The sequence below is a fragment of the Corynebacterium flavescens genome, assembly GCF_008693105.1.
In the GTDB taxonomy this organism is placed as follows: Bacteria; Actinomycetota; Actinomycetes; order Mycobacteriales; family Mycobacteriaceae; genus Corynebacterium; species Corynebacterium flavescens.
Genome location: NZ_VXKK01000001.1, coordinates 24563 through 50165 on the forward strand (window position 1 = coordinate 24563; position 25603 = coordinate 50165).

25 protein-coding genes, 1 tRNA gene and 1 riboswitch are annotated in these 25603 nt (G+C 60.5%); of the genes, 12 read left to right on the plus strand and 14 right to left on the minus strand.

The genetic code is table 11. The features are described from left to right. Positions 1 to 135: 135 nt before the first annotated feature. The 8 genes from crgA to F4V60_RS00155 form a co-directional block, all read right to left on the minus strand. Positions 136 to 408 (minus strand): cell division protein CrgA, encoded by a 273-nt coding sequence (gene crgA / locus F4V60_RS00120; RefSeq protein ID WP_075728799.1) that lies wholly within the window; start codon positions 406 to 408, stop codon positions 136 to 138. A gap of 108 nt (positions 409 to 516) precedes the next feature. Further along, a complete protein-coding gene (gene pknB / locus F4V60_RS00125) occupies positions 517 to 2460 on the minus strand; it encodes a Stk1 family PASTA domain-containing Ser/Thr kinase (protein WP_075728800.1) in 1944 nt (647 codons plus the stop codon). Between the two features lie 5 nt (positions 2461 to 2465). Further along, a complete protein-coding gene (locus F4V60_RS00130; protein WP_084559086.1) occupies positions 2466 to 3980 on the minus strand; it encodes a serine/threonine-protein kinase in 1515 nt (504 codons plus the stop codon). Continuing rightward, positions 3980 to 5410, minus strand: a complete 1431-nt coding sequence (locus F4V60_RS00135) for a penicillin-binding transpeptidase domain-containing protein (RefSeq protein ID WP_075728801.1) — start codon at positions 5408 to 5410, stop codon at positions 3980 to 3982. Before F4V60_RS00135 ends, F4V60_RS00130 begins: the two co-directional genes overlap by 1 nt. Beyond that, positions 5407 to 6759: an FtsW/RodA/SpoVE family cell cycle protein gene (locus tag F4V60_RS00140; RefSeq protein ID WP_075728802.1), complete on the minus strand. Its 1353-nt coding sequence runs from the start codon at positions 6757 to 6759 to the stop codon at positions 5407 to 5409. Before F4V60_RS00140 ends, F4V60_RS00135 begins: the two co-directional genes overlap by 4 nt. Then, positions 6756 to 8216 (minus strand): PP2C family protein-serine/threonine phosphatase, encoded by a 1461-nt coding sequence (locus F4V60_RS00145; RefSeq protein WP_075728803.1) that lies wholly within the window; start codon positions 8214 to 8216, stop codon positions 6756 to 6758. The genes F4V60_RS00140 and F4V60_RS00145 overlap by 4 nt, the downstream gene beginning before the upstream one ends. Beyond that, complete coding sequence (locus tag F4V60_RS00150; protein WP_075728804.1) at positions 8213 to 8671, minus strand: FHA domain-containing protein FhaB/FipA; 459 nt, start codon at positions 8669 to 8671, stop codon at positions 8213 to 8215. Before F4V60_RS00150 ends, F4V60_RS00145 begins: the two co-directional genes overlap by 4 nt. A gap of 35 nt (positions 8672 to 8706) precedes the next feature. Further along, complete coding sequence (locus F4V60_RS00155) at positions 8707 to 9546, minus strand: FHA domain-containing protein (RefSeq protein ID WP_075728805.1); 840 nt, start codon at positions 9544 to 9546, stop codon at positions 8707 to 8709. A gap of 189 nt (positions 9547 to 9735) precedes the next feature. Between F4V60_RS00155 and F4V60_RS00160 the strand changes: the two genes are divergently transcribed. The 6 genes from F4V60_RS00160 (at position 9736) to F4V60_RS00185 (ending at position 14037) form a co-directional block, all read left to right on the plus strand. After that, positions 9736 to 9820: transfer RNA gene (locus F4V60_RS00160), tRNA-Leu, on the plus strand. A gap of 139 nt (positions 9821 to 9959) precedes the next feature. Continuing rightward, a riboswitch (TPP riboswitch) is annotated at positions 9960 to 10074 on the plus strand. Further along, positions 10073 to 10759, plus strand: coding sequence for a thiamine phosphate synthase (locus tag F4V60_RS00165; RefSeq protein ID WP_141256069.1), 687 nt, complete (start codon positions 10073 to 10075; stop codon positions 10757 to 10759). Its footprint overlaps the riboswitch before it by 2 nt. A 3-nt stretch (positions 10760 to 10762) precedes the next feature. Beyond that, entirely contained in the window at positions 10763 to 11917 is a 1155-nt protein-coding gene (gene thiO, locus F4V60_RS00170) for a glycine oxidase ThiO (RefSeq protein ID WP_075728806.1), read from the plus strand. A gap of 9 nt (positions 11918 to 11926) precedes the next feature. Then, complete coding sequence (gene thiS, locus F4V60_RS00175) at positions 11927 to 12124, plus strand: sulfur carrier protein ThiS (RefSeq protein WP_075728807.1); 198 nt, start codon at positions 11927 to 11929, stop codon at positions 12122 to 12124. A gap of 2 nt (positions 12125 to 12126) precedes the next feature. Then, on the plus strand, positions 12127 to 12909 hold the full coding sequence (locus tag F4V60_RS00180; RefSeq protein WP_075728808.1) for a thiazole synthase: 783 nt from the start codon (positions 12127 to 12129) through the stop codon (positions 12907 to 12909). Next, positions 12910 to 14037, plus strand: a complete 1128-nt coding sequence (locus tag F4V60_RS00185; RefSeq protein WP_075728809.1) for a ThiF family adenylyltransferase — start codon at positions 12910 to 12912, stop codon at positions 14035 to 14037. On the opposite strand, the gene F4V60_RS00190 is transcribed toward F4V60_RS00185, so the two are convergent. Continuing rightward, positions 14024 to 15049, minus strand: coding sequence for a bile acid:sodium symporter family protein (locus tag F4V60_RS00190; protein WP_075728810.1), 1026 nt, complete (start codon positions 15047 to 15049; stop codon positions 14024 to 14026). The genes F4V60_RS00185 and F4V60_RS00190 overlap by 14 nt on opposite strands. A 356-nt stretch (positions 15050 to 15405) precedes the next feature. Next, complete coding sequence (locus F4V60_RS00195) at positions 15406 to 16383, minus strand: magnesium transporter CorA family protein (protein ID WP_075728811.1); 978 nt, start codon at positions 16381 to 16383, stop codon at positions 15406 to 15408. A gap of 303 nt (positions 16384 to 16686) precedes the next feature. On the opposite strand from F4V60_RS00195, the gene F4V60_RS00200 reads away from it, so the two are divergent. From F4V60_RS00200 to F4V60_RS00220, 5 genes are all read left to right on the plus strand, one after another. Next, positions 16687 to 17610, plus strand: a complete 924-nt coding sequence (locus tag F4V60_RS00200; RefSeq protein WP_084559087.1) for a transporter substrate-binding domain-containing protein — start codon at positions 16687 to 16689, stop codon at positions 17608 to 17610. A gap of 120 nt (positions 17611 to 17730) precedes the next feature. Further along, on the plus strand, positions 17731 to 18390 hold the full coding sequence (locus tag F4V60_RS00205) for an amino acid ABC transporter permease (protein WP_075728812.1): 660 nt from the start codon (positions 17731 to 17733) through the stop codon (positions 18388 to 18390). Further along, entirely contained in the window at positions 18371 to 19087 is a 717-nt protein-coding gene (locus F4V60_RS00210) for an amino acid ABC transporter permease (protein WP_075730921.1), read from the plus strand. Before F4V60_RS00205 ends, F4V60_RS00210 begins: the two co-directional genes overlap by 20 nt. A gap of 8 nt (positions 19088 to 19095) precedes the next feature. Continuing rightward, positions 19096 to 19848 (plus strand): amino acid ABC transporter ATP-binding protein, encoded by a 753-nt coding sequence (locus F4V60_RS00215; protein ID WP_174775557.1) that lies wholly within the window; start codon positions 19096 to 19098, stop codon positions 19846 to 19848. A 111-nt stretch (positions 19849 to 19959) separates the two neighbouring features. Next, on the plus strand, positions 19960 to 20541 hold the full coding sequence (locus tag F4V60_RS00220) for a hypothetical protein (RefSeq protein WP_075728814.1): 582 nt from the start codon (positions 19960 to 19962) through the stop codon (positions 20539 to 20541). A 45-nt stretch (positions 20542 to 20586) separates the two neighbouring features. Here F4V60_RS00220 and F4V60_RS00225 read toward each other — a convergent pair whose 3' ends face one another. Beyond that, entirely contained in the window at positions 20587 to 21015 is a 429-nt protein-coding gene (locus F4V60_RS00225; protein WP_170216866.1) for a GNAT family N-acetyltransferase, read from the minus strand. A gap of 99 nt (positions 21016 to 21114) precedes the next feature. Between F4V60_RS00225 and F4V60_RS00230 the strand changes: the two genes are divergently transcribed. Beyond that, entirely contained in the window at positions 21115 to 22113 is a 999-nt protein-coding gene (locus tag F4V60_RS00230) for a S66 family peptidase (protein ID WP_075728815.1), read from the plus strand. Positions 22114 to 22121: 8 nt separating this feature from the next. Here the strand turns inward: F4V60_RS00230 and F4V60_RS00235 are convergent, their stop codons facing one another. From F4V60_RS00235 to F4V60_RS00245, 3 genes are all read right to left on the minus strand, one after another. Continuing rightward, a complete protein-coding gene (locus tag F4V60_RS00235) occupies positions 22122 to 23096 on the minus strand; it encodes a MerR family transcriptional regulator (protein ID WP_075728816.1) in 975 nt (324 codons plus the stop codon). Beyond that, positions 23093 to 23731: a HEAT repeat domain-containing protein gene (locus tag F4V60_RS00240; RefSeq protein WP_075728817.1), complete on the minus strand. Its 639-nt coding sequence runs from the start codon at positions 23729 to 23731 to the stop codon at positions 23093 to 23095. The genes F4V60_RS00235 and F4V60_RS00240 overlap by 4 nt, the downstream gene beginning before the upstream one ends. Positions 23732 to 23796: 65 nt before the next feature. Next, positions 23797 to 25536, minus strand: a complete 1740-nt coding sequence (locus F4V60_RS00245) for an ATP-binding cassette domain-containing protein (RefSeq protein WP_075728818.1) — start codon at positions 25534 to 25536, stop codon at positions 23797 to 23799. Positions 25537 to 25603 lie beyond the last annotated feature (67 nt).

Genomic DNA, 25603 nt, shown 5'->3' on the forward strand with positions numbered 1-25603 from the left:
TCTCGCGCCGAATTTTCACCTTCTGATCCTTTCAGAGCATTGACCTCGCTACCATCCACCGATGGTACCTGCGAGGCCAGACCCCGTGAAGGAGCAGCACTGCGGTGAGTGTGGGAGTTTGGTGCTAGCCGGGAACTAGCGCCAGCCCATAGTCATGAGCAGGCCAATGATGGCCAGGCCAAAGCCGATGCCATAGTTCCAGGGGCCGAGCTCCTGCATGAAGGGGATGGACTCCCCGGCGAGGTAATTCACAACTAGCCACAGCAGGCCGAGGATCATCAGGACGAGCATGATGGCGAGGTACCACTTCGGGGTACCCTGCGAATTGATCTTGACCGGGGTGCGGTTAGCGGGGGTTCCGGAAGGGCGGGAAGCACCGGAGCCGGGAGTGATTTTTGCCTTTGGCATCAAAGCACCTTTAGTTTCTGGTTGATGTAGATATCTGACGTAGGTATCTGACGTAGATATGTGACTGTGTTTCTTAACTGAAAGAGAGTTTAGCAGCGGCTAAGACGCTCATAACAGGGCCGCGGGATCGAACCTCCACAGGCGCACCTCCACCGGATCGCTCTTGCGGATGGTTGCCCCCTGATTCACAGAGGCCCAGCCGACCTGGTTGTTGTCCACCAAAGCTCCAGTGGGGATTGTTTCACCGACGGTCCAGGAGCCTTTCCACCCGGCGTCGGAAAGCGCGCGCTTGGCATCGGCCTCGCTCATGTGGACGAGGTTGGGGGCCGTCATGAGCTGGTTGTTGGAGACATCAATGGTGACGGTATCGCCCGCCGCCAGCTTCTCACCGCGGTTAGTCATGGAGATGACGCGGTTCTCCGGCTCCTGGGAATCGACCATGCGCACGTTAACTTGGAAGCGCATCTCCTCCAGGGTGGATACCGCGCGGTCGCGGTCCATGCCGGTCACATCCGGCACCGTGAAGGTCTCCTTGCCCTTCGATACCGTGACGCGAATCTTGGAGCCCTTGGACAGCTGCGAGCCGCCGGCGGGATCCTGGGAGATGATCTGCCCAGCAGGGGCGTCGTCGTTGGTCTCACTGACGTTGTCATTGAGCAACAGACCGGCCTCACTGAGCGCGGCCGAGGCCTCCTGGAGGGTCATTCCGGTGACATCGGGGACGTCGGTAGTCTCCTTGCCGGAGGACACAGTCAGGGTCACAGAGGAGTTCTTCTGCAGCTCCGAACCGGCGGCCGGATTGATGCGGATGGCATTGCCACGCGCAATATCGGGATTGGGCTCCTCGTTGACAGTGACGAGCAGGCCCAGGCCCTCGAGCTCCGAGACCACTTCGGCCCGGGGCCTGTTCTCAACCTCGGGGACGATGACGGCTGCGGGATTGCTTGTCGATGTCCCCTCCGACTGTTGCTGCCCACCCCCGCCAGGGCCCCACAGCGCCCACGCAAAGTAGCCAGCAAGAATGACGAGAATGGCGGCCAAGGCGATGGCCAGCCACTTCATCCAGCCGCCGCGGTGCTCTTCTTCCTCATCCTCGTCTTCGCTGGGACGGGTGGAGGCGACTGGGGCGCGATGGGAGTTCGCCGCAGCGAGAACGCTCGTGGCCGGTGCCGAATCCTCCGGGACGTGCAGGCGTGCGGCCTGCGTTACCTGCCCGGCGGCCAGCCGCTGGAGATCCTGGCCCATCTCCCACGCGGATTGATAGCGATCGGCAGGGTGCTTGGCCATGGCCGTGAGGATGACCGCATCGATGTTGACGCGCTGGGTGGGGGTCAAGGAGGGGTCTTCGATAAGCTCTGAAGGCGGTGTCGGATCCTCCTGGACGTGCTGATAGGCCACCGCAAAGGGGGTCTCGCCCGCAAAGGGTGCCTGGCCCGTGACGGCCTCGTACATGACGCAGCCCAGGGCATAAACATCGGAACGGGCATCGGCGGGTTTGCCGCGGGCCTGCTCAGGGGAAAGATACTGGGCGGTGCCAATGACCGCGGAGGTCTGCGTCATCGCCGAGGTGGAATCATCCAAGGCGCGGGCGATGCCGAAGTCCATGACCTTGACCTGGCCGGTATTGGTCAGCATGATATTCGCGGGCTTGACGTCGCGGTGAATGATGCCGGCCTCGTGGGAGGACTGCAGGGCATCGGCGACAGACGCGAGGATCCCCGCAGCCTCTGCGGCGGGCAGGGGACCACCCTCGCGCAGGATGTCGCGCAGGGTGCGGCCGTGCACGAGCTCCATCACGATATAGGGCAGGGCGATACCGTTGTCGTCATATTCGCCGGTATCAAAAACGGAGACGATATTGGGATGGTTGAGCTTGCCTGAGTTCTGGGCCTCGCGGCGAAAGCGCTCCCGGAAGTTGGCGTCATGCGCCATCTCGGGGCGCAGTACCTTGACGGCGACCTGGCGCCCTAGAACGGTGTCTTCGGCCTCGTAGACCTCGGACATGCCGCCGGATCCGATGACCTTGCCGAGCGTATAGCGGTTATTAGCCATGGACTCTAGGCACCTCCTGTGGGGAATACTTGATTAAGAAAATCCTCGGCCGCATTTCCGTTGAGTCCCTGGTCACCGGGGGTAGTGGCCGGGGAAGTAGGGGTGACGGTGGGCAGATCCGGGGTCGGTAGCGGGGCAGGGGTATCCGGCTCCGGCGGCGGAGAGGTGGGCCGCGTGGGGTTGGTAGGGCTAGGTGAAGGCGTGTGCGGGGTAGTAGTCACGGTGACCTCCTCGCGCGGGGTCTCTTCCTGGGGAAGCGAGGGCCTCGTCGTCGGCTCGATGTACTCGGTGACAACGATGGAGGAAGGCGGGGTAGAGGTAGAACTCTCCCCGGAGGATCCACCAATGTCGAGCATGCGGGCCAGCGCAAAGCCGCCCACGGCCAGCGCGGCAACCACCGCGGCGATGAGCAAGCCCAGCCCAAAGGTCTTGCCGGTGCTGCCCTTGCTGCTCTTATGTTCTTTGCTGGCTGTTCCCACGCCCGCGGCTTGAGCGGCGCGGTGGGAGGAAGTATCGGCGCGCCGGGTATCTGCCACCGGCGCAACCGCGCGCTGAGAATCGGTGGGAAATACCGTGGTCGGCTGAGCGACGCTCGCGAGCATCTCCGTCGATGCGGTGGGCGAGGGTTCCTGAGCAATCGAGTTCATTGCGGCGGACGCAGGCTGCGGAGGGCGCTTGCCTGCGCGCACGGCGGCGATGGCGAGTGCAAATTCATTGCCATCGAGGAAGCGAGTGCTGGGGTCCTTGCGCAGAGAAATCCCGATGAGCTCGCGCGCCGGGGCGCTGATGGTCGTGGACAAAGCTTCGGGGGCCTGGCTGATATGGGCCAAGGCCACCGAGACCGAGGAATCGCCGGTGAAGGGGCGCTTGCCTGCGAGCATTTCATAGCCCACGACGCCGAGCGAGTACACGTCAGAGGCTGGCGTGACATCCATGCCCTGCGCCTGCTCGGGGGAGACATACTGCGCGGTGCCGACGACCATTCCGGTCCTGGTCAGGGGCACGGCAGCAGCCGCCTTGGCAATGCCGAAGTCGGTGATCTTCACCTGACCATTTTGGGTAATCATGAGGTTGCCCGGCTTGATATCGCGGTGCACCAAGCCCATGCGGTGAATAACAGCCAGGCCGTGGGCGGCCTGCTCCATGACATCGAGCGCTAAAGGCTCGGCTAACGCGCCCTCCCGGGCGAGGAGATCGGCCAAGGATTCGCCGCGGACATACTCCAAGGCCATGAAGCAGAAGGTGCGCCCATTGTCCTCGAGCTCGCGGTAGTCATAGGTGGCCACGACGTTCTCAGAGCTGATGGATTCGGCCGATTCCGCTTCGTTGCGGAAACGGCTCAAGAACTCGTCATTGTCGGAGAATTCGGGGCGCAGCACCTTGATGGCGACCTCGCGGTCATTATTCGTGTCATCGGCCAACCACACGGTGGACATTCCGCCATGCCCAATGACCCACTGCAGGCGGTAGTCATCTCCGATGAGCTCCTGCAGATGTTCCTTGTTGTCGGGGCTACTCACTATTGCTCACCTCCATAAGCGCGCAAGATGGCACGACCGATGGGCCCGGAGACCCTGCCGCCGGTGGCCGCGGAACCCAAGGTGCCGCCGTCCTTGACTACGACGCCGACCGCGATATCCCGATCCGGATCGAAGGCTACGTACCACACGTGTGGTGGTAGGCCTTCCCCGTGCTCGGCGGTACCGGTCTTGGAAGCGAAAGAGTTGCCATCGTAGGCGTAGGTCGAATGCTCGGAAGAAAACATCAGCTCCTTAATCGTGGCGGCGACGTCTTCCGTAACAGCCTGCGTGGCCTCCTTGGGTTGGGTGGCGCGTACTTCATTCATTTGGGAGTCCGTGATGCGGTCCACCAAGAAGGGTTCCATGCGCTTGCCACCGTTGGCGATGGTCCCTGCCATGACTGCAGCTTGGAGAGCAGACATGGTGACATCGCGCTGGCCAATGGCCGACTGAGCGGTAGAGGCCCCATCCGCGAGGTCTCCCAGGCTGCCCGGTGAGGTATCGACGCCGAGGTTATAAGACTCGCCGACGCCGAAGGCATTGGCGTACTTGCGCAGCTCATCCGCACCAAACTTCTCAGACATCTCGACGAAGGCGGTGTTGCAGGAATAGGCAAAGGCGGTGCGCAGATTCACAGAGTCCGCACCGGCACACTTCTCGTTGCCGTAGTTGGTCAACTGCGTGACTGTGTCCGGCAGCGTGACAACGTTGGCACCGGTCAGGGTGGAATCCGGGTTAAAACCGTTGTTGAGCGCGGCGGCTGTGGTGATGATCTTGAAGATCGATCCCGGGGGCAGCGTGTCTTGAGTTGCGTGATTGATAAGCGGCGAACCTTCGGCCTGCTGCAAGCCGGCCCAGGCGTCGTCCGAGTTCTCACCGATCAAATCGTTGACGTTGTAGCCGGGTGTGGAGGCCATGGCGAGGATCCTGCCGCTGGAGGGCTGGATGGCCACGGCGGCGCCGTCATAGCCCGGTTGCGCGAGCTGATCGTAGGCCACCTGCTGGAGGTGGGGATCGATGGTGGCCTCGACATTCGCGCCGACCGGCGGCTTGCCGGCGAGGGAATCGAGCCAGTTGCGGGTCAACAGCGAATCATCCGTGCCGTTGAGGATCTCATTCTGGGAGGCCTCAAGCTGGGATGCCCCGAAGCGCTCGGAGAGGTAGCCGGTGACATTGGAGAAGGCCGGTGAGTTGGTGGGATAAGAACGCGAATACAGGCCCTCGGCATCAGCCGTGGATTGCGCTAGGACTGTGTCCTTGGCATAAATCTGGCCCCGCGGAGTGGACTGCATGGCCAGGTACTCGCGCATGTTTTTGGGATTCTGCGCGTACTTCTGGTCCGAAAAGACCTGGACGTTGGTGAGATTGATCAACAACAGCGCGCTGAGAATGATGGAAAACAGCGAAACGAGGCGGATGGACTTGTTCATCGTTGTGCCTCCTGGACGGCTGGGAACATGGAGGTATCACTCGGCAGGTTGCTCGAGGGTTTCTCCGCTGGACGTAGTGCGGCGTTAGAGATGCGGAGCAAGATAGCCAGCAAAACGTAGTTTGCCATGAGTGAGGAACCACCCGCGGACATGAAGGGGGTAGTCAGACCGGTCATCGGCAGCATCGCAGAGATGCCGCCAGTAACCACGAAGACCTGTACCGCCAGCGTCAGCGAAAGCCCGCAGGCCACGAGCTTGCCATAGGAGTCGCGGGCGCGCAGGGCGGTGATGAAGCCGCGGGAGACCAGCATGCCAAAGAGAATAAGCACGGCAGCCAGCCCGATGAGCCCGAACTCCTCACCGATGGCGGCCAAAATGAAGTCCGAATGCGCCACAGGGACGATCTCCGGGTGGCCCTTGCCCAGTCCCGAGCCAGTTATACCGCCCGAGGAGAGGCCGAAGAGGGCCTGGGAGAGCTGATAACCGGTACCGTCATAGTTGGCCAGGGGATCGAGGAAGTTGGAAAAACGCTGCTGAATCTTGTCGGAGATTTGGTAGATTCCGGCGCCGCCGATGACCACGAGCAAGATTCCGATGATCAACCAGCTGACCCGCCCGGTGGCGATGAACAGCATGCCCAAAACGGTGACGAAGAGGAGCAGGGCAGGGCCAAAGTCATTGGATACGCCCATGATGACGATGGCGATGGCCCACACCACCAGGATGGGAGCCAAGTCCCGCAGGCGGGGTAGGGAAAGGCCCAGGAACTTATAGCCGGCCACGGTGAACAGCGAGCGCTTCTGTACGAGCAGCATGGCGAAGAAGAGGATCAACAAGATTTTGGAGAACTCGCCCGGCTGAATGGAAAATGGTCCCAGCCACAGCCAGATGCGTGCATCCACCCCGGGTGGCTGCGGCCATACGAGCGGCAGGGCCAGCAGCACGAGCCCTGCGGCACCGAGCACGTAGGAATAGCGCGTCAACGAGCGGTGATCCCGCAGCACCACGAGGACGAGGATAAACAAGATGATGCCGACGATGGTCCACATCACCTGACGTACCGCGAGCCCTCCGTCGTTGGTGAGATCGAGCCTGGCCAGCATGATGAGCCCGGTGCCGTTGAGCACGGCGACAATCGGCAGCATGAACTGATCCGAATAGGGCGCGAGGAAACACAACACAAAGTGGGCCACGGCAAAAACGCCGATGAACCCGCCGATGAGGTAGAGCACCTCAAGCGTTAATACGTTGCCCTGAGAGAGCTCCAGGCTCACCAAGGTAATGGCGAAGACCAAGGTGGCCAGGATTAATAAGCCCAGCTCTGTGCCGCGGCTGAGGATCCTTTTCATGAGCGTACCTCCCGGCAATTGACCCCTGGTGCAGGCTTTAGCGCGGTATCACCTTGCTCGCCCTGGTTACTTGGGTTTGCTTGACCATCCTTCGCTTCTGCAGTGTCTGCTTTCTCAGCATTGTCCTTGTTGGCCGCGCTGTCTTTATCACTCGGCGCGGTGATACAAGCCTTCAGTGCTTTGGCGGACAAGCGCGTGAGTTGAGTCTGTACCTCCTCATAGGAACCCGCCGGCAAGTTGGCAACAGCGCTGCGCTCGGACTCCGGGAGATCGGAGACCTTGAAAGCGGTGTAGTCACCGCTGCAGTCCTCTGAGGACAGGCGCAGGGAATTGTCCTTGCTCAGGCAGGCATGCTGATACATGGAGTTCAGCTCCTTGCCAAAGAGCGAAAAGTCCGCGCCCTTGTGGATGGTGAGAGCCTCGGATTCACCCACGGCAACGTAGTAGTTGTTGTCGAGGTACTTCTTGGCCCACACGCCCCCGCCAGCTACCAAGGCGAGGATCACGAGCAATAAAAGAATGATGCGCCAGAGGTTGAGGTTCCGCTGGCGCCGAGTCTTGTCAGGTTTTTCTTCCGCATCCTGTTCATCTTCCACAGGTTCCTCGCTGACTTGCGTGGCTGGAGGGATGACCTGCGGGCGACGCGTGAGCTTGGCGGCGCGGCTGGCGGCGGAATCCGGGTGCGTAGGTTCGGGGGCTTCCCCGGCGAGGGCACCGGCGGTGACGGCGGAGGTGGTTCCTGCGCCGTCGACGATTTCGGCGAGGACGATGGTGACATTATCCGGACCGCCCGAGCGCAAGGCCAGCTCGATGAGTTTGGTTGCCGCCTCTTCCAGGGTGCCCTGGGAAAGAACGAGCTCGATGGTGGAGGAGGTGACAGGATCGGAGAGTCCATCCGAACACAGCAGGATGCGATCCCCCGGCTTGGCGTCAAGCATGAAGAGCGTCGGCTCCACGGAGCGCCCCGTATAGGCCTTAAGGATGAGTGACTTCTGCGGGTGGGAGGAGACGTCCTGCGGATCGAGCTTGCCCTCATCAACGAGGGATTGCACGTAGGTGTCATCCTTGGTGATCTGCTGCAACTTGCCGTCACGCAGGCGGTATCCCCGGGAGTCCCCGACGTGGCATACGCCGAATTCCTTGCCGTTGAACATCAGGGCGGTCAGCGTGGTGCCCATGCCCTCAGTCTCGGCGTGGGCGGCGATATGCTCCGCAATGGAGAAGTTCGCATCATCGGCGGCTGCGCCCAACAGGGCGAGCATGTCATTGTCACCGGGGTCTTGGTCCAAGTGCTCGAGGTGGGTGACCATGAGTTGCGAGGCAACTTCGCCCGCGGCGTGGCCGCCCATGCCGTCGGCGAGGATCAGTAGGTGCGGGCCGGCATAGGCCGAGTCCTCATTGTTGTCGCGGACGAGGCCCCTATCGGAGGCCGCGGTGAATTTTAAACTGTAGGTCATGCCATTAACCTCACGGTTGTGCGTCCCAGTTTGATGTCGGAGCCGACCCCGACGCGCTCAGGTTGGTCAATGCGCACGCCATCCACAAAGGTGCCGTTGCGTGATTCCAGGTCCTCAACGAACCATTCGCTGCCCCGGCGGAAGAGGCGTGCATGGTGGCCGGAGGAGTAATCATCTCCGGTGACGAAGTCACAGTCAGGCGCGCGGCCCATGGTGCATTCTTCGAGCGTGCCCAGTTCCATGTGGGAGCCCTTGAGCGGGCCTTCCGCGATCGATATCTGCTTCGCCGCTTCCCGACGCCGCGGTGCCTTAAAGGCCGACCCCGGCGACATGGTCTGCGAGGCGCCGGCGGCTTGGTTGGTGTCCCGGCGCATAACGTTCAAGGCCACCAGGATAAAAAGCCACAAGAGTGCCAGCAGACCAATTCTTAATGCGAGCAGCACGACCGAATCCATGGCGAGACCCCACCCTTCCTCAATAGTTTCTTCTATTAGTATTTCTGCGAATCGACGCCCGTGATGCGGACCTCGATGTGCGAGTGACCCACCGTGATGACGTCGCCATCAGCGAGGAGCCAGTTCTCTATAGGTGTGTCATTAACGGTAGTGCCATTGGTTGATTGCAGGTCAACCAAGACAGCGTCATGGCCGTCCCAGGTGATCTCTGCGTGCTGCCTTGACACTCCCGTGTCCGGCAGGCGTAGATCTGCATCATTGCTGCGTCCAATAATATTTGAACCCTCTTGCACGTGGTAAACGCGCGAGGATCCGTCCTGCAACATGAGGTTAACAGCGGGCCCGGACACCTCCGGTGCGGGCTGCTTCTCGGGCGCAATGAACGTGGTGGTGGCAGCCTCCGCGGCCGTATGGTTGTGCGGCTGGGACTGGGTCATGTGGTCCTCCTGACCTTCTTCTTCGTGGAAAATTGCGTCGAATCCAGTTTCTTCGGTGGGTTCATGATCGATGAAGGAGGACACTCGAAGCTGGCCGGTGCGCAGTCCTGATTCCTCCGCGATACGGATGATGACGGGCCCAGCCAAGGACCAGCCGCTGTTGCGAACAAAGCGGCTGAACTGATCGGCGAAATCGGAAGGCAGCTCGCGGTTCTGGGAGAGATTCTCCAAGTCCTTTGAGGATACTCCCACCGTAATGACGTTGGGGCTATAAAGATTGTCATCCTCGCCGCGCACCAAGTTGTCCTGGGCCTCCTGCTTGAGGAGTTCCTCGATTTCCTCGGGGACAACCTTGCCGCCAAAGACATAGGCCATGCCGTTATCTAGGCCGCGCTGCATTGCGGAATCCAGCCTCGCCAGCTTTTCTAAAAGTGCCACGAACTGTCCTCCTTTCCCATAGCAGCGATCATTATAAGGGCTATACCTAGTTCAAACGTAGCCTTCATAGGTGAAGTTCCCAGTATTTCCGGGCAGCAATACCCAGATATTTTGCATTTGCCAGCGGATTTGTCATTAGTTTGTGTGAGCGTGCTATCTTTATTTAGTCGCCAAGACATTCAATACCCTGCCCGGGTGGCGGAATTGGCAGACGCGCTGGCTTCAGGTGCCAGTGTCCTTATAGGACGTGCGGGTTCAAGTCCCGCCCCGGGCACAACTTTCAATCCCGAGACACCGCTTCTTCAGCACAGTCTCGGGATTTTTGCGATCTTCGGCCTTCACTGTAAATAGTGGCCCCAAACGCGCCCAGGCCTTTCTTGTTGACAAAGCACGGCCAGAGCGCTTGACTGTTTTTATCACCCCGCGGGTGCCCGAAGCATCGGGCTGAGATTATGCGCTGTCGCTGCGTTGGACCGTCCGAACCTGTCTGGTTAACACCAGCGAAGGAAGCGAGGACCACGTCACTGTGTCTCCGAAATCTGTAGATCAAACTGTAGATCGCGCAGGCCTGGATCTGCGTTGCTATGTCGTCACGGGCAACCAGCCTGCCGCTAAGGTGGTGCGCGTGGCCGAGCGCGCAGCCGCAGGTGGCGCGGGCGTCATCCAGGTCAGGTCCAAGCCCATTGCGGCTGGCCGGCTCCTTGAGCTGGTGGAGCAGGTCGCAGTGGCCGTCGCCGCGGCCAACCCGGCTACGAAAGTGCTTGTTGACGACCGCGTGGACGTCGCCGCCATCCTCATGCGCCGCGGCCTTCCGGTGCACGGCGTCCACGTGGGCCAGTCCGATATTCCGGTCACCGCGGCCAGGGAGCTGCTGGGCCCGGATGCCATCATCGGCCTGACCACCGGAACTGCGGAGCTCATCGAAAAGGCCAACCGCTTCGCCGAGGTCATTGATTACGTGGGCGCAGGGCCTTTCCGTCCCACACCCACCAAGGATTCGGGTCGCCCGCCTATCGGCGTGGCCGGCTACCCGGGCCTGGCGGCGCTCTCGCGAGTGCCGGTGGTGGCGATTGGGGATGTGCAGCCGGGGGACGTCGCCAAGCTGGCGGGCACCGGCATCGCCGGGGTGGCCATGGTGCGTGCCTTTATGGACAGCCCGGATCCGGGCGAGCTGGCGGCGCGGGTCCTCGCAGATTTTGAAGGCGGGATGTAGACGATGAAGAAGCCTGTAGTGGTCATCGGTGGCGGGATAGTGGGCCTGTCCACCTGTTTTGAATTTCAGGACGCCGGGCACGAGGTCACCCTTATTGATCCGGAACCAATTTCGGGGGCGACTCATCACGCCGGCGGCATGCTCGCGCCGATAGCGGAGGTGCAGTTCCGTCAGCCGGAGCTGGTGCCCTTGATGAAGGAGTCCGCGCGGATCTATCCCGACCTCATCGCCCGGGTGAGCCGGTACACGGATCTCCCGACGGGTTATCGCACGGAGGGCACTTTGGTGGTCGGAGCCGACCGCGCCGATGCCCGCCACATTGCGGACCTGGTGGATTATCTGGAGCGTGAGGATCTGCCCGTCGATGTTTTAAGCACCCGGCAGGCCCGGGCCTTGGAGCCGGCGCTGTCACCGCGGATCGCCAAGGCCATCGGCATCCCCGGGGATCATCAGCTGCAGCCGCGGCTCTACGCGCGGGCAGTGCTTGACGCCGTGCGCGCCCGGGGTGCAAGAATCATCCAGGACACCGTGGTGGCCCTGGAGGGGGCATCGCCGTGCACGCAAGTGACTTTAAGCTCCGGAAGCCTTGATACCGCAGGCAGCATTGTTGTGCTTGCTGCTGGCCTGGGAGCGGCGAAGATTCCCGGCTGGTATGCCGGTGCCAACCCCTTGCAGCTGCGCCCGGTCTATGGCGATATGGTGTGGGTGCGCATGCCCGCGGGGATGGATTGCCTGGTGAGCAAGGTCGTGCGGGGCTTTGTGGAGAACCGCCCCGTGTACATCATTCCGCGCAACGATGGCACCGTGACCATCGGCGCCACCTCGCGCGAGGACCAGCCGCATTCCAGTACCGGCGGAATCCATGACTTGTTGCGTGATGCGATCCGCTTGGTGCCCGGCCTCGAGGAGACCGAGTTCGTCGAGGCTACCTGTGGCGCACGCCCCGGCACGCCCGATGATCTTCCCTACCTGGGCTGGGCCGGCTCCAACCTGGTCGTATCCACCGGCTACTTCCGGCACGGGATCTTGCTCTCGGCCTTGGGCGCACGCACGGCGGTCGATCTTGTCGCCGGCCGTGAACTCGCGCAGGGGCTAGAAGCCTGCGACCCCTTCCGGCATGCCCCGGCCACCGCGCACAGCACTCCATCTACAGCTTAAGGAAGCTCCATGATTCACTTCACTTTAAACGGCGAGCCCACCCAATCCACGCCGCAAACCGTCGACCAGCTGGTGGCCTCCCACATTGGAGACCCCGTGGGAGTGGCCGTGGCTATCGACGGCCGCGTGCTGCCGCGTTCCCAGTGGGGGACGCAACTATCTGAGGGCCACGTTGTCGATATCCTTACGGCCGTTCAAGGAGGCTAGGCATGTTAAACATTGCGGGAAAGAGCTTTGATTCCCACCTCGTCATGGGCACCGGTGGCGCCACGTCGCAATCGATCCTGGAGGAGGCGCTGCTGGCGAGCAAGACCCAGCTGACCACCGTGGCCATGCGCCGGCATCGCGCCGAGTCCGGAGCGGGGGAGAATATCTTCCAGCTGCTGCGGCGGTTGAATATTGAGATCCTCCCCAATACCGCAGGGTGCCGCACGGCCCGGGACGCCGTGCTCACCGCGCAGTTGGCGCGCGAGGCCCTGGGCACGAACTGGGTCAAGGCCGAGGTCATCGCCGACGAGCACACGTTGCTGCCCGATACCACCGAGCTTATCGATGCCTGCGAGCTCCTGGTCAACGAAGGCTTCGAGGTCCTGGCCTATACCTCCGATGACCCGGTTGTGGCTTCCCGCCTCGAGGATGTCGGCGTGGCCGCAGTCATGCCGCTGGGTTCTCCGATAGGCACCGGGCTGGGCATTCTCAACCCGCACAACATCGAACTCATCTGCTCGCGGGCAAGCGTTCCTATCCTGCTCGATGCGGGTGTGGGCACAGCCTCGGATGCCGCGCTGGCCATGGAGCTGGGTTGCGATGGCGTGCTGCTGGCCTCGGCGATCAACCGCGCCCAGGATCCGGTGGCGATGGCCACGGCCTTCTACCACGCCGTCGAGGCCGGGCGCCTAGCGGCAGGCGCTGGGCGCATCCCCAAGCGGGAGCATGCCGTGGCTTCCTCTTCCTTCGAGGGCCTGGCATCGTGGTCGGAGCAGGTGCTCTAGATGTCTCTCACGGATTGCGAGCTGCGCCGCACCGCCCGCCACCTCTCCCTGCCGGGCTTCGGCATCCACCAGCAGGAAAAGCTGCACGATTCCCACCTCCTCGTCATCGGCGCGGGCGGGCTGGGCTGCCCGGCCCTGCAGTCTTTGGCCGCGGCGGGCATCGGCACCATCACAGTCATCGATGATGACACCGTGGACATCACCAATATCCACCGCCAAATCCTCTTCGGCGCGGATGATGTGGGACAGCTCAAGGTTGAGGTCGCCGCCCGCCGCCTCAAGCAACTCCAGCCGGGCATTAATGTCCGCGCGGTGGCGCAGCGCCTGACGGTGGATAACGCCCTCGAGCTCCTCAGCTCGGCGGATATGGTGCTCGATGGTTCGGATTCCTTCTCCACCAAGTACCTGGCAGCCGACGCCGCGGAGATAACCGGCGTTCCCCTCATTTGGGCCACGGTCCTGCAATACCACGGCGATGTGGCCTATTTCCGTTCTGGGCCGGGCTTTCGCGGGGTGGGTTTGCGCGATCTTTTTCCCGTGCAGCCGGACGCGGATTCAGTGCCCGATTGCGCCGAAGCCGGCGTACTCGGCGCCACCACCGCCACGATGGGCGCGCTTATGGCGACGCAGGCCATCGGGCTGCTGGCCGGCATTGGCGGGGTGAACAGTACGGGAGGGATCGCGCCGGGCTACCTGCTCAGTTATGATGCCTTCCCTCCGCGCAGCCGCGTATTCCACATCGGTGCGGACCCGCAGCGCCAGCTTCGCACCCGCCTCGAGCCGGACTATGGCGGGCAGGCGTGCGCTGCGCCCGCAGGGCTCAATGCTCGCGTGCTTGTCGAAGCCGTGCGCGGCGGCGACGTCCTCGCCCTCGACATCCGCGAGCCCCACGAGCACCTGCTGGCGGATCTTCCTGCGGGCGCGCACTCGGTGAAGCTGCCGTTGAGTGACATCGACTCGCGCGAGCGCGTGCGCTCCTGTTTTGCTGGATTCCCCCACGGCGCCCAGGTTTTGGTCTATTGCGCCTCCGGTAAACGCAGCGCCGCATTCGTGGAGGAATACACGGATCTAGCCACATCCGCCGGGCTCAGCCTGACCAGCCTGCCCGGCGGGGTCAACGCGCTGTAGATACCTCCGCGCTCTTTTCTGGCGCCTTTCCGGTCAGCGAGTTCGGGTCGATGCCGAGGCGGTCATCGTGGCGGCGCCACCAGGCGGAGAGCACCGAGCCGGAGATGTTGTGCCAGACGCTAAAGAAGGTTGAGGGAATGGCCACGATGGGGAAGGCTGCGAAAGCTTTGAGTGCCAGCGTGGCACCCAGTGCCGAGTCCTGCATTCCCACCTCAAACGTGATGGCCTTTTGTTGTGCGTAGCGAAAGCCTTGCGGATAAACCAGGTGCATCAGGCGGCTAAAGATATAGCCCAGCAGGTAACCCAGCAGGTTATGCAGTATGACCACGGGGATAAGCAGCGCGGTTTCCTTGCTGATGAGCTTGGCATTATTGGCCGCGACAACGACGCCGATGATGAGCAAGATCGACAGCTGCGACACCGCGGGCAGCGCCGGGGTGACCATTCGGACCTGCTTGGCAAAGAGCGTGTGGACCGTAACACCCGCGATGACGGGGATGACCACGATCTGGAAAGCAGTCAGGAAGATCTTCTGCGTGGGGATTTCAACGTATTGGCTCGCCAAAGTCTCCATCAAGATGGGGATGGCGAAGGGCGCACACAACGTGGACAAGAGCCCGATGGAAACATCTAAAGCTACGTCTCCTCGGGAAAGGAATGACATTACATTTGATGAGGTTCCGGAGGGGCAGCAGCCCACCAGAATGACGCCGACCGCGAGCATGCCGTCAAGATGGAATACCCAGCACAGGAACACCGCTAGCAGCGGCATAATCACGTAGTGTGCAATGGTTCCCACGATGATCATCAGCGGCATCTTGATGATGCGCTTGAAATCATTAATGTCTAGGGTCAGGCCCATGCCAAAGAGCACAATGCTCAGTAGGTAGTTGGTGTAGCTCTTGGCCCAGAGGCTTAGCTCAGGCAGGAAGTAGTTTAATACGGCCCAAGCAACAACGATGCAGGTAAACCACTTGGTCATCCACCCACCGAAGTTCGCGATCGTCTTCATTGAATCTATCCTTGCGTAACGCTTTAGCTCCTCGATTCCGAGAATCGAAGAAGCGAGGAAAGCAGCGCTCATATAAGTGCAGTAAAAGTGGCGGATGCCCACGCACAGATTGCGTGCATGACGGAGTTCTCCGAACGCGGGCGCTGCGAGGGCCTAGGGGTGGTGGCTGCGGCAAGCGCTGAAAAAGCAATGGTGGCATCCGTGGCGTCCACGGGGTAGATGGGGCGCTCGCATTGACGTCGCCTTTAAGCGGCACTGACAGCGATCCTACTCCGCAGGCCAGGGTAGAACTAACGTGAGATGCCAGAAAGCTTCCTCCCGTCTATCCGCCTTCGGCGGGCCGGCACTCTACATCCCTACAACCAGTTATTTCGCTTGAACATGATGTAGAGAAATACCGAGGTCACACTCACGAGTGCGGCTGAGATTAATGCGCCGATCGGTTCCCCGGCGGTGGGGAAGGGGACATTCATCCCGAAGTAGCCGGTGATCAGCGTTGGGACCGCGATGATAGCCGCCCAGCCGGAGAGCTTCTTCATCACTAGGTTCATGTTGTTGGACTGTATTGACAAGTTCGTGTCAATCACCGTGCTCACTAGGTCACGCAGGGTGTCCGACCAGTCCGTGACCCGCAAGGTGTGGTCGTAGACGTCTTGGAAATAGGGGATAATCACCGCCGGCAGGGGCGGCTGCGAGCGATTGAGGATCGCTGTGACGATCTCCCGGGTAGGTAGGGCCAGCCGGTGGAGGGTGAGCACGTGTTTATGGAGGCGGTATGCGTTGTGGCGAATGCTGTCGTCGGCGCTGGTGTCGTCGAAAAGCTCCTCTTCGAGCTCAGACAAACGTTCATCGAGGGTCTGAATGGCGTCGAAGTGGCTGTCGACGGTGAGATCGATGATCGCCCAGAGGATGCTGACTACGCCCTCATCGAGCAACGATGACTGTGCCTCCCAAGATGTCCGCGCGCGGTCAATGTCGAAGGCGCCACCCCGCCGGACCGTGACTACCGCGTTATGGGTGACGAATGCAGAGATCTCGCGGCGTTCCATATGACTCGTGTCAGTCTCTGGGGCACGGACGGCGTAGAGGGTGAGGAAAAGATGGGTAGGGTAGCGCACCATTTTTGCACGCTCCTTAAAGCTGAGCACATCCTCCACGGCGAGGGGGTGGAGGTGGAGTTCCTCGGCGATCTCATCGAGTATTACCGAGTCCACATCATCGAGATCGACCCAGATGGTGACGGTGTCGTCTTTGAGGCGCTCGGAGAGATCAGCCAGCGGGAAATCCGAGTCCTCCACTGAGCCGTCGCGGTATTGGCGGGTGGTGATGCGCATAGAACATCAGTGTATTACGGCAGAATTGTTACTGCTCCACGAACGTGGTGTCCAAAGATCGGTGGCGAGTAGTTCTGAGAAAACCCATCTATCAAGGGGCTGCGCGAAGTTGGCGTTGAAAAATAATTAGAAAGGGTTGACGTTTCATAGACTTAGTAGTCTATTGTTAGCAGAGTAATCGGTACATAACGCTTGTTCTCGTTCCTCTCAACATTGGTGAGGTAAACGCAGGGAGACCTCTCGCAGGTGCAGTGCCGCATGTACACACTGAAGTTTTCCCTCGAATCAACTTGGAGTACGCACATGAACGTTTTGGGTATTGGAAGCAGGAAAGCCCGCACCGGGGCTGAAGGAAACAGGAAGCGCCTCGGCGTCGTCGCGGGCATCGTGGCGGCACTATCGCTGACCCTGGCCGCGTGTTCTTCCGGTTCCTCGGAAACTGCGAGTGAGTCGCCCGCGGCAGATGCCTCACAGGTTGGCCGCACCATGGATGAGATTAAAGAGTCCGGCAGCGTACGCATCGGCGTCTTTGCTGATAAGGCGCCCTTCGGCTCCATTGATCAGAGCGGCAACTATGCGGGATATGACATTGTCTACGGCGATCGCATTGGCAAAGACCTTGGGGTCGACGTCGAGTATGTCCCTGTAGAGGCCGCGTCCCGAGTCGAGTTCCTCGAATCCGGCAAAGTCGATATCATTCTGGCTAACTTCACGGTGACCCCGGAGCGTCAAGAAAAGGTGGACTTTGCCAACCCCTATATGAAGGTATCCCTCGGAGTAGCTTCGCCCGAGGATGCCCCTATTACCAAACCGGAACAGCTCAAGGACTCCAAGCTGGTTATCGTGAAGGGAACCACTGCGGATTCCTACCTCGCGGCGAACTACCCGGATGCTGATGTGCAGAAGTTCGAGCAATACACCGAAGTGACGAACTCCCTACTTGATGGCCGTGCGGATGGCTGGGTCACCGACAACACAGAGGCCCTAGCTTGGACTGGTGCCCAAAAGGGCTTCACCACGGGGATTGCCTCCCTGGGAGATGAGGACACCATCGCCGCGGCCGTGGCCAAGGGCAACACCCAGTTGCGTGACTGGCTCAACCAGCAGCTGACGGATCTGGCGGGCGAGCAGTTCTTCCACAAGGACTTCGATGAGACCCTGCGGCCCGTCTACGGCGACAACATCTCGGCAGATGAGTTGGTGGTTGAGGGCGGAAAGCTCTCCTAGCGAGCGCCTAGTGGTGCACCACATCCTGTAGTGCACCACATTCTTTTGGTGCATCGTGATGATGAAAAGTATTAGCCGCAAGACTCGGGTGTCCCGAGTCTTGCTTTTGCGAGGAGTGGCATGGACTTTGCGGTGATTGTGGCCTCGCTGCCTACTTATGCGGAGGCGGCGTTGCTGACCTTGCGTATCGCGATAGTCGGTATCATTCTGGCGTTTGTGGTTGGCTTGGTATCGGCGGTCATTCAGATTTTCCGCATTCCGGTGTTGAGACAGGTGGTTGCGGCCTACATTGAGCTCTCCCGCAATACCCCGCTTCTTGTTCAGCTCTTCTTTCTGTATTTTGGGCTGCCGAAGCTGGGCTTGACCTGGAGCGCGGAAACCTGTGCCTATGTGGGGCTAGCTTTTCTCGGAGGCTCCTACGTGGCAGAGGCACTGCGTTCGGGATTTGAGCAGATCGCGCCCATTCAGGAGCAATCCGCCCTGGCCTTGGGCTTTAGCCGTACCCAATCCCTCCGCAAGGTGCTTTTGCCGCAGGCCCTTTCCTATGCCTTGCCAGCGCTAACGGCGAACGTGATCTTCTTGATCAAAGAGACGTCGGTGTTTTCCATCCTGGCCCTGCCCGATCTGGTCTATGTGGCTAAGGAACAGATAGGAAATGATTACACCACCACGGAGGCGCTGACGGCGCTCGTCCTTTTCTATCTGATTATCTTGCTGCCAATCTCTTTGCTGGCGGCCGTAGCGGAGAAGAAGGTGCGCTATGCAACTCTTGGACAGTAGCCAGCTGCTTCTGGCCGCCGGCGAGCCCGGGTACGAGGTTCTCTTTCAAGGGAGCAACTTTTTGCGCCTACTCGCTGGCCTGTGGGTTAGCCTGCGAATCGCGCTGGTCTCCATGATCTTCTCCATTGCCCTCGGCCTCGTCTTGGGGCTCATCATGACCAGCAAGAATATCTTCGTGCGGTTTGTGACTAGGGTCTATCTCGACTTCATCCGGGTGATGCCACCGCTGGTTCTCCTGTTTGTGGTGTTCTTCGATTCCGCCACGATTTTCGGCGTGGATATCTCCGGCGAGACGGCGGCGGTGATCGTATTCACGGCCTGGGGTACCGCCGAGATGGGAGATCTCACCCGTGGAGCCCTGCAGTCCGTACCGGTCCATCAGTATCAGTCAGCGCTAGCGCTGGGCATGAACAAGACGCAGGTGGCGACACGGGTCATCGTTCCCCAGGCAGTGCGTTCGCTGGTTCCTAACGTGGTTAACCTCAGCACGCGCATGATCAAGACCACCTCCTTGGTGGTCCTCATCGGGGTTATAGAGGTACTCAAGGTAGGCCAAAGCATCATCGATGCCAATCGCTTTGAGTACCCGGATGCCGCCCTGTGGGTCTACGGGATGGTTTTCTTCTTGTACTTTGCCCTGTGTTTCCCCATCTCCTGGTTCTCGAGGAGACTTGAAAAGAAATGGAAGTTAGCATGAGCGAGTCAATTCTGGAGCTCGATTCCGTAGAAAAGATCTATGGCAACGGCGTCAAAGCCCTCGGTGGAGTCTCCCTAGAGGTTCGGCGCAGCGAGGTCATTGCAGTGATTGGTCCCTCTGGATGCGGAAAGTCCACCCTCTTGCGCACTATCAACGGGCTCGAGGAGGTGCAGGGAGGATCGATAAAGTTCCACGGAGAAAAGCTTAACGCCCGGGGCACTCAGTGGCAGAAGGTTCGGCAGAAGATCGGCATGGTCTTCCAGTCCTATGAGCTCTTTCCGCACCTCAACGTCATGGATAACTTGCTGCTCGGCCCAACGGTGGTCTCCCACCGCGACAAGAAGCAGGCGCGGGAGCAGGCCATAAAGCTCTTGTCGCGGGTTGGCTTACTCGACCGTGCGGATTCGAAGCCTCACCAGCTCTCGGGTGGACAAAAACAGCGCATCGCCATCGTGCGCGCGCTCATGATGAATCCTGAGGTGCTGCTTCTCGACGAAATCACCGCCTCCCTCGATCCAGAAATGGTGCGGGAGGTCCTCGACGTCGTCCTCGAGCTGGCGAAGGAAGGGATGACCATGCTGATTGTCACCCACGAGATGGGCTTTGCCCGCGCCATCGCAGACCGGGTGGTTTTCATGGATGCCGGGGAAATAGCGGAATCGGGAGATCCCGAACAGTTCTTCAGCCATCCCAGCACGCAACGTGCCGCCACGTTCCTCGACACCTTTGTATTCCAAGACCCGGAGGCCACGGGTGAGTGAGCGCCGCTGAGCGCTTTAGTCTCGCTCCTGATCACAAAACCGCGAACGTGTCTACCATCGGGAGTTAGAGAGCTTAGTTCTAACCGCAAGTAATCAAAGGAGTTCGCAATCATGAGCAGCGATAAAGAATATGGCGGTCAGGAATACGAAAAGGAATACGAGGACGTATTCGATTCCGCCGATGCATTAGATGATGATGGGGCTGTAAAGCAGCAGCTGGTGGCAGATGAGATTCGCCCCTCCAAGGCGCAGTGGTCGCTGGATACGGTGGAGGAAGTCGACGAGACCGGCTTTTCTTCTTGGCTAACCATTGAGATCGATTGCGAGCCCGTGGAGGTTGCCGCCGATGATGCGGACTTCGCCCCAGAATCGGATGAGGAAGACTATGGGGATGATGACGAGGACGAGGAGTTCAGCGAGGAGCTGACTATCCGCGCGGAGACCGTTCCCAGCACGGCCACCGACTGGCGGGAGTTCAAGGGCCACCACTTGGAAAGCCCGGCCTTTGGTGAACCCGCCGAAGCTGTGGTGATTTACGGTGACCACTACCGCTTCGATAAGGTGAGCCTCGACGTCACCGATCAGCGTGACCGCACCGCAGACTTCCAGGTCACCTTGAGCGGCGATCTCGACGGTCTGGGCATCGACCCAATTGAGCTGACCGTCAGCGGCGAGTACCTGCCCACGCTATAGATAGCGCGAGGAATCTCAAGCAAGAAGGCCTCAAGCAAGCAGGACTTAAGCCAACCTGCAGGAGTAGCGGCGGCGCCCGGCCCAGCGAACGTCGTCAGGCGCGGCGGCGATGTTAAAGCCTAGGGCGCGGTAGAAACCCACGGCATCATCATCGGTTTCCAGGTACAGCTCGCGGCCCGTTTCCCGCCGAATGTGGCGGATAAGTTCAGTCCCGAGGCCGCGCCCCTGTGCGGACTCGGCGACGGCGATGTATTCCACCACCGCTTGGTCGCCGCGGTTGTCGTAGGCGGCGAATCCCTCCAGCTCCCCGTCGCTCTCGGCGGCAATGAGTCCGAGGGAAGGCAGATCCTCGCGCAGGCAGGAATCGAGGCGCTCGGCATCGTACTCGGTGGCCAGCCACAACAGGTGGCGCAGCTGCGGGCCGGTCATCTCCGCGCGGTTCAAGGGAAGGATACGCACGGGCGAGGCGGTCATGTTGGCTCCTTCTACAAGGCCCTCCGCGTGGTGGGCACGGGCGCGACGGCGGGGAGGGTTGGCTCCGTGGCCCAAAATACTGTGGTTTAAGATACAACGATGACCATTTCTCCCGCACCTTTGACACCGGGATCGCGCATACGGGTGGTGGCCCCGTCCGTATCGCTCTCCTTTGTCGAGCACAGGAAGCTGGGGCATTACTTGAGCCACTTGGCCACGACGCGCCTGGAGAACCTCGGACTCGAGGTAACCTTCGGCGCCCACGTCCGGGAGTCGGATGAGTTTTCCACCTCGCCGATTCGCTCCCGGGTCTCCGATCTGCATGAGGCATTTGCGGATCCTTCCGTCGACGGAATCATGAGCGTTATGGGCGGCTTCAATAGCAACGAGCTGCTGCCATACCTGGACTTCGATCTCATTGCGGATAACCCCAAGTTCCTTTGCGGCTATTCCGATATCACCGCGCTACAAAATGCGATCTTCGCTCAGACAGACCTGATTACTTACTCTGGCCCGCACTGGTCGAGTTTTGGCATGCGAGATCACAGCGAGATTACCCGCCGCTCCTTCGAACACGCGGCTTTTGGCACCGAGCCTATTGTCTGGGAGCCTTCCACCTGGTTCACCGATGATCAGTGGTTCGTGGCCCAAGATAATCGCCCCACTCAGCCTTCTAGCGGCTGGTGGATAGTCCAAGAAGGTGAGGCCGAGGGCATCGCGGTGGGCTCGAACCTGAGCACCTTCGCCCTGCTCAATGGCACCGAGTATCGCCCCGAGCTTCGCGATCGCGTGCTCTTCGTGGAAGTAACGCACAGCGCTGGAATCCGGGAGTTTCGGCGCATGCTCGAGTCCGTACTGCAGCAGCCGGGCGGGGATGAGATCGCCGCGCTAGTCATTGGCCGCTTCCAGGTAGAAAGCGACGTCAACCACGAGGAAGTCGACGCCACGGTGGCCTCCATTCCGCAGCTGCGGGATATCCCCGTCATCGCCAACGCGGACTTCGGCCACACCAATCCGCAGCTGACCTTCCCCATCGGCGGGCGTGCCCAGATTCGCGCGGCCCGGGAAGGCTCGCGCATCGCCTTTACCCGCGCCTGATTGCTATTTCAGTACAGCTGGGTTCCTTGGGTGCGAAGAATCGACTGAGCCGTCGCCGATACGGTGGGATCCGCGTCCTGCACTAGGTGTTGCAGGATCGGTCCAGCTCCGGCTAACTCAGCGAGGGCTTGGGTATATCGCAGGCGCTGTTCGGGAGTGGTTTTCTCCGAGTGGATTCGATCGATGATCAACATCAGCGCAAGCTGTCCCGCGTCTTCTGAAAAGCTGCCGAGGATTTCTGCCGCCTCGACGTCGTGGCAGCCTAGGCCGATGTGTTCTATCAAAGCAGGTATCGCGGTGATAGCCCCGCGACGGCCCAATTCAAATACGGCGAGTTGTCGCACACGGGAGCTGGTGTCTGCAGAAGCGAAAGAAAGCCACTGGTCGGCGCGAGGGCTATAAAACTTAGCCAAGGCGATGGCAGCGCGCTCGCGGATAGCCTCGTTGGAGGAGGTAAGTGCCTCGGCCACGACCTGCAAGGAATCCTCGGAGTCATCTATGGACCAGAGCAGTACACCGGCCGTGTTCGAATCATCTTCCTTGAGAAAGAGGCAGGCGGCGGCTTGGCTTGGTGCGGAAAATGCAGCGGCCACCCGGTGGAGAGAGCGCTCATCCGCCAAAGCCTCAATCATCGTGAAAGTGTGTGCGAGGCTTGCGGCATCTACTGTATCCCGCGTCGATACCTGACGCAGGATGTCTATCAGCCGTTTGTCTGCGGCGATGCGCTCGGTGGTCTCTACCTGTACCTCCTCGAGAAGTCGTGCGAGATTGCCACCGCCATCGAGTACTCGAGATACTTGGTCAATGCTAAGACCCACTGAGCGCAGGAGTTCCACCTGGCTCAAGCGAGTGAGGTCGGCTTCCGAGTAGTTTCGATAGCCGTTGGAATCGCGTTGGCTGGGCGGGACCAAACCGATCGTGTCGTAGTACCGAAGCATGCGCACACTCAGGTTAGTCAGCTGGGATACCTCGCCGATCTTCATTCAACAAACCTACCTGCGTTGCGTACTCGTTGCGCTGCGGAGATGTTCTCCTGATCGCCTGAGTCCATCGAATCCATAGTCAGAAGCATCGCACGGGCCAGCGGAGAACTTAGCTCTTCTAAGGCCGCCGTTGCTTCCTGCCCAAGGCTAAGAAATGCCCTGGCCAACGCTTTGTGCGCTGCCGGCTCTGCACGGTCTAGCTGAGTAATGAGGGAGCGGACAAGCCGTGGGTACTGGTCTTGCGGGGCAACCGCTACGGCGGCGCGCCACGCGGCCATCGCGACGTCTGTGTCGGGGCTGTGGAGCTCATCTTCGCTGATGAGGTTCCAGATCTCTAGCGGCGCGAAGCCCGCCAGCTTCGAGAAGATATGCAGCGTTTGAGCTCGGGCTTGGGGGAGAGGGTTGCGAAGCTGGGTTCTTAACTCGTTGAGTAGCGCATTAGAGGGTCTCTGGATCAGCGCCCACGTCAGCATTTCTCTGACGTAGAAGTCAGGCTCTTCGGCATAACGCGCGACAAGGACCTCGCTGAGATCTAGGTGTGGATCGCTGCCGACGGCCAGCGCAGCCCGCAGCCTAGTGGAGGGGTTTGGTGATTCCAGAGCATTTCTGAGAGTTTCTTCCTTATTCTTTTTCATGCTTATCACCCAACACTCTGTCACAGTGTCAGGGTCAAGTCCCTCCGGAACCCTGCGGCGATCCTTTATCCCTTTTCGAAATGCTCACCGCGTCCAAAGCGTGGCAGCGTGATGGTCCGAGTGGTACCCACCTCCTCGCAGAAGCGCTCGTCATGGCTTGTGATGATGAGCCCGCCGCGGAACTCGTTGAGCACCGAAACAAGCCATTCGATGGTGGCCAGGTCCAGGTTATTGGTGGGCTCATCAAAGATGAGCAGGCGCGGGGTGACCGGCTGCAGCAGCTGGATGGCAAAGGCCAGCCGGAAGCGTTCGCCACCGGAGAGATCGGCAACGCTGGTGTGGACGCGGTCATTGTGGAAGAGCAGTTGCGCCAGTTGATCCCGCAGGAATTGCGGATCCGCCACGGGATTGGATGCGCGGATGGTCTCCCAGACCGTGCGGGTTCCATCGAGGAGGATGCGCTGCGGAATATAGCCGCGATCACCCAACACGTAGTCCACGTGATAGGCCAGTTGATAGGGCACTGGGCAAGCTACTGGGGCGTCGTCGTGGTGGGACGCGCGCTGGGGATAGGCGGCGATGGCTTCGAGCAGCGTGGACTTGCCGACGCCGTTTCCACCAGCCACGCGCAAGCGCTCCGGGCCGGCCAAGATTAACGTTTCCGGCAACTGCGCGCCGGTCTCCAGTGGCGTTTCTAAGCCGGGATTGAGACGCAGCTCCAGGGTGGTCGTGGCGTTGGGCAGAGCAGTATCCGGCAAGGAGATAAAGACCGTAGAATCGTCGCGGATGAGCCGTTGGGCAGAATCGAGTCGCGCCTTTGCTTCTTCAACAGCGGCATTGTGGGCGAGGCTACGCTTGGCCGCGCTTTGCTCCGAGCGGTTCTTATCCATGCCCATCGCCATGCCCGGCTTGCGTTTATTGCGCGCGAACTTCGCGCCGCGGCGCTCATCCCGAGCCAAGCGCGTCTGCATGGCCGCGCGCTCGCGCAGCTGCTGCTTGCGGTGCTTGGCGGCGTCGCGCACCTGTCGCTGCGCCGCCTCCTGTTCCTGGCTAATGGCTTGCTCATATGCAGAGAAAGGCCCGGTGAAGAAGCGCAGGGTGCCGGCGTGTAGCTCCGCAATCTCCTCGACGCATTCAAGTAATTCGCGGTCGTGGCTGACCACGATGATAGGTACTGGCGAGGATTCCAACTGCTTAATCAGCTGCTTTTTGGCTTCCCCGTCGAGGTTATTGGTGGGTTCATCGAGCAACACGAAATCGGGGCGTGCAGAAAAGAGCGCGCACAAGGCGACGATGACGCTCTCCCCGCCGGAGAGCGTGCCTAGTCGGCGGCGCAGCAGATCCAGAGGGCTGGTTTCGCCGAGTTCTTGGGCCGGATGAAAGCCGAACTGGGCGAGTTCGGCCACGAGCCGGTCGGGGAGATCCCATTCCTGCCCGATTACCTCATAAAGCTCCTCCGAATAGGCGCCGGCTTCAACCTGGCTAAGAGCGTCAATGAGGCGGGCGACTCCGAAGACATCCGCGATGGTGCGCACAGTATCGAGGCCTAGGTCTTGGGGTAGGTAGGCAACCGTCTCTGGGGCGCTAAAGCTTCCGCTAGTGGGCGGAATCTTGCCCGCAAGCACGCGCAGCAAGCTGGTCTTTCCAGAACCATTATCGCCGATGAGTCCGGTGAGTTTCGGGGAGAAGACCCCGCTGAGGGAGTCGAAGCATACCGTGCCATCCGGCCAGTGCAGGCCAAGATTGTGCAGGTTGATGATGGGTTGTGTTCCCAGTGTGGTGGGGGCATTACCTATTTGTGGCATAACAAAAGGCCTTTCAGCTAAAGATGGATATGCTGAAGGCCTTAAGGAGACAGGTTGAGAAGACGCT

What these genes read in the sequence shown, in the direction of transcription:
- crgA (WP_075728799.1), bottom strand. Translation starts at nt 408, where the DNA reads ATGCCAAAGGCAAAAATCACTCCCGGCTCCGGTGCTTCCCGCCCTTCC.
- pknB (WP_075728800.1), bottom strand. Translation starts at nt 2,460, where the DNA reads ATGGCTAATAACCGCTATACGCTCGGCAAGGTCATCGGATCCGGCGGC.
- F4V60_RS00135 (WP_075728801.1), bottom strand. Translation starts at nt 5,410, where the DNA reads ATGAACAAGTCCATCCGCCTCGTTTCGCTGTTTTCCATCATTCTCAGC.
- F4V60_RS00140 (WP_075728802.1), bottom strand. Translation starts at nt 6,759, where the DNA reads ATGAAAAGGATCCTCAGCCGCGGCACAGAGCTGGGCTTATTAATCCTG.
- F4V60_RS00145 (WP_075728803.1), bottom strand. Translation starts at nt 8,216, where the DNA reads ATGACCTACAGTTTAAAATTCACCGCGGCCTCCGATAGGGGCCTCGTC.
- F4V60_RS00150 (WP_075728804.1), bottom strand. Translation starts at nt 8,671, where the DNA reads ATGGATTCGGTCGTGCTGCTCGCATTAAGAATTGGTCTGCTGGCACTC.
- thiO (WP_075728806.1), top strand. Translation starts at nt 10,763, where the DNA reads ATGAAGAAGCCTGTAGTGGTCATCGGTGGCGGGATAGTGGGCCTGTCC.
- thiS (WP_075728807.1), top strand. Translation starts at nt 11,927, where the DNA reads ATGATTCACTTCACTTTAAACGGCGAGCCCACCCAATCCACGCCGCAA.
- F4V60_RS00180 (WP_075728808.1), top strand. Translation starts at nt 12,127, where the DNA reads ATGTTAAACATTGCGGGAAAGAGCTTTGATTCCCACCTCGTCATGGGC.
- F4V60_RS00185 (WP_075728809.1), top strand. Translation starts at nt 12,910, where the DNA reads ATGTCTCTCACGGATTGCGAGCTGCGCCGCACCGCCCGCCACCTCTCC.
- F4V60_RS00190 (WP_075728810.1), bottom strand. Translation starts at nt 15,049, where the DNA reads ATGAAGACGATCGCGAACTTCGGTGGGTGGATGACCAAGTGGTTTACC.
- F4V60_RS00195 (WP_075728811.1), bottom strand. Translation starts at nt 16,383, where the DNA reads ATGCGCATCACCACCCGCCAATACCGCGACGGCTCAGTGGAGGACTCG.
- F4V60_RS00200 (WP_084559087.1), top strand. Translation starts at nt 16,687, where the DNA reads ATGAACGTTTTGGGTATTGGAAGCAGGAAAGCCCGCACCGGGGCTGAA.
- F4V60_RS00205 (WP_075728812.1), top strand. Translation starts at nt 17,731, where the DNA reads ATGGACTTTGCGGTGATTGTGGCCTCGCTGCCTACTTATGCGGAGGCG.
- F4V60_RS00210 (WP_075730921.1), top strand. Translation starts at nt 18,371, where the DNA reads ATGCAACTCTTGGACAGTAGCCAGCTGCTTCTGGCCGCCGGCGAGCCC.
- F4V60_RS00220 (WP_075728814.1), top strand. Translation starts at nt 19,960, where the DNA reads ATGAGCAGCGATAAAGAATATGGCGGTCAGGAATACGAAAAGGAATAC.
- F4V60_RS00225 (WP_170216866.1), bottom strand. Translation starts at nt 21,015, where the DNA reads ATGACCGCCTCGCCCGTGCGTATCCTTCCCTTGAACCGCGCGGAGATG.
- F4V60_RS00230 (WP_075728815.1), top strand. Translation starts at nt 21,115, where the DNA reads ATGACCATTTCTCCCGCACCTTTGACACCGGGATCGCGCATACGGGTG.
- F4V60_RS00235 (WP_075728816.1), bottom strand. Translation starts at nt 23,096, where the DNA reads ATGAAGATCGGCGAGGTATCCCAGCTGACTAACCTGAGTGTGCGCATG.
- F4V60_RS00240 (WP_075728817.1), bottom strand. Translation starts at nt 23,731, where the DNA reads ATGAAAAAGAATAAGGAAGAAACTCTCAGAAATGCTCTGGAATCACCA.
- F4V60_RS00245 (WP_075728818.1), bottom strand. Translation starts at nt 25,536, where the DNA reads ATGCCACAAATAGGTAATGCCCCCACCACACTGGGAACACAACCCATC.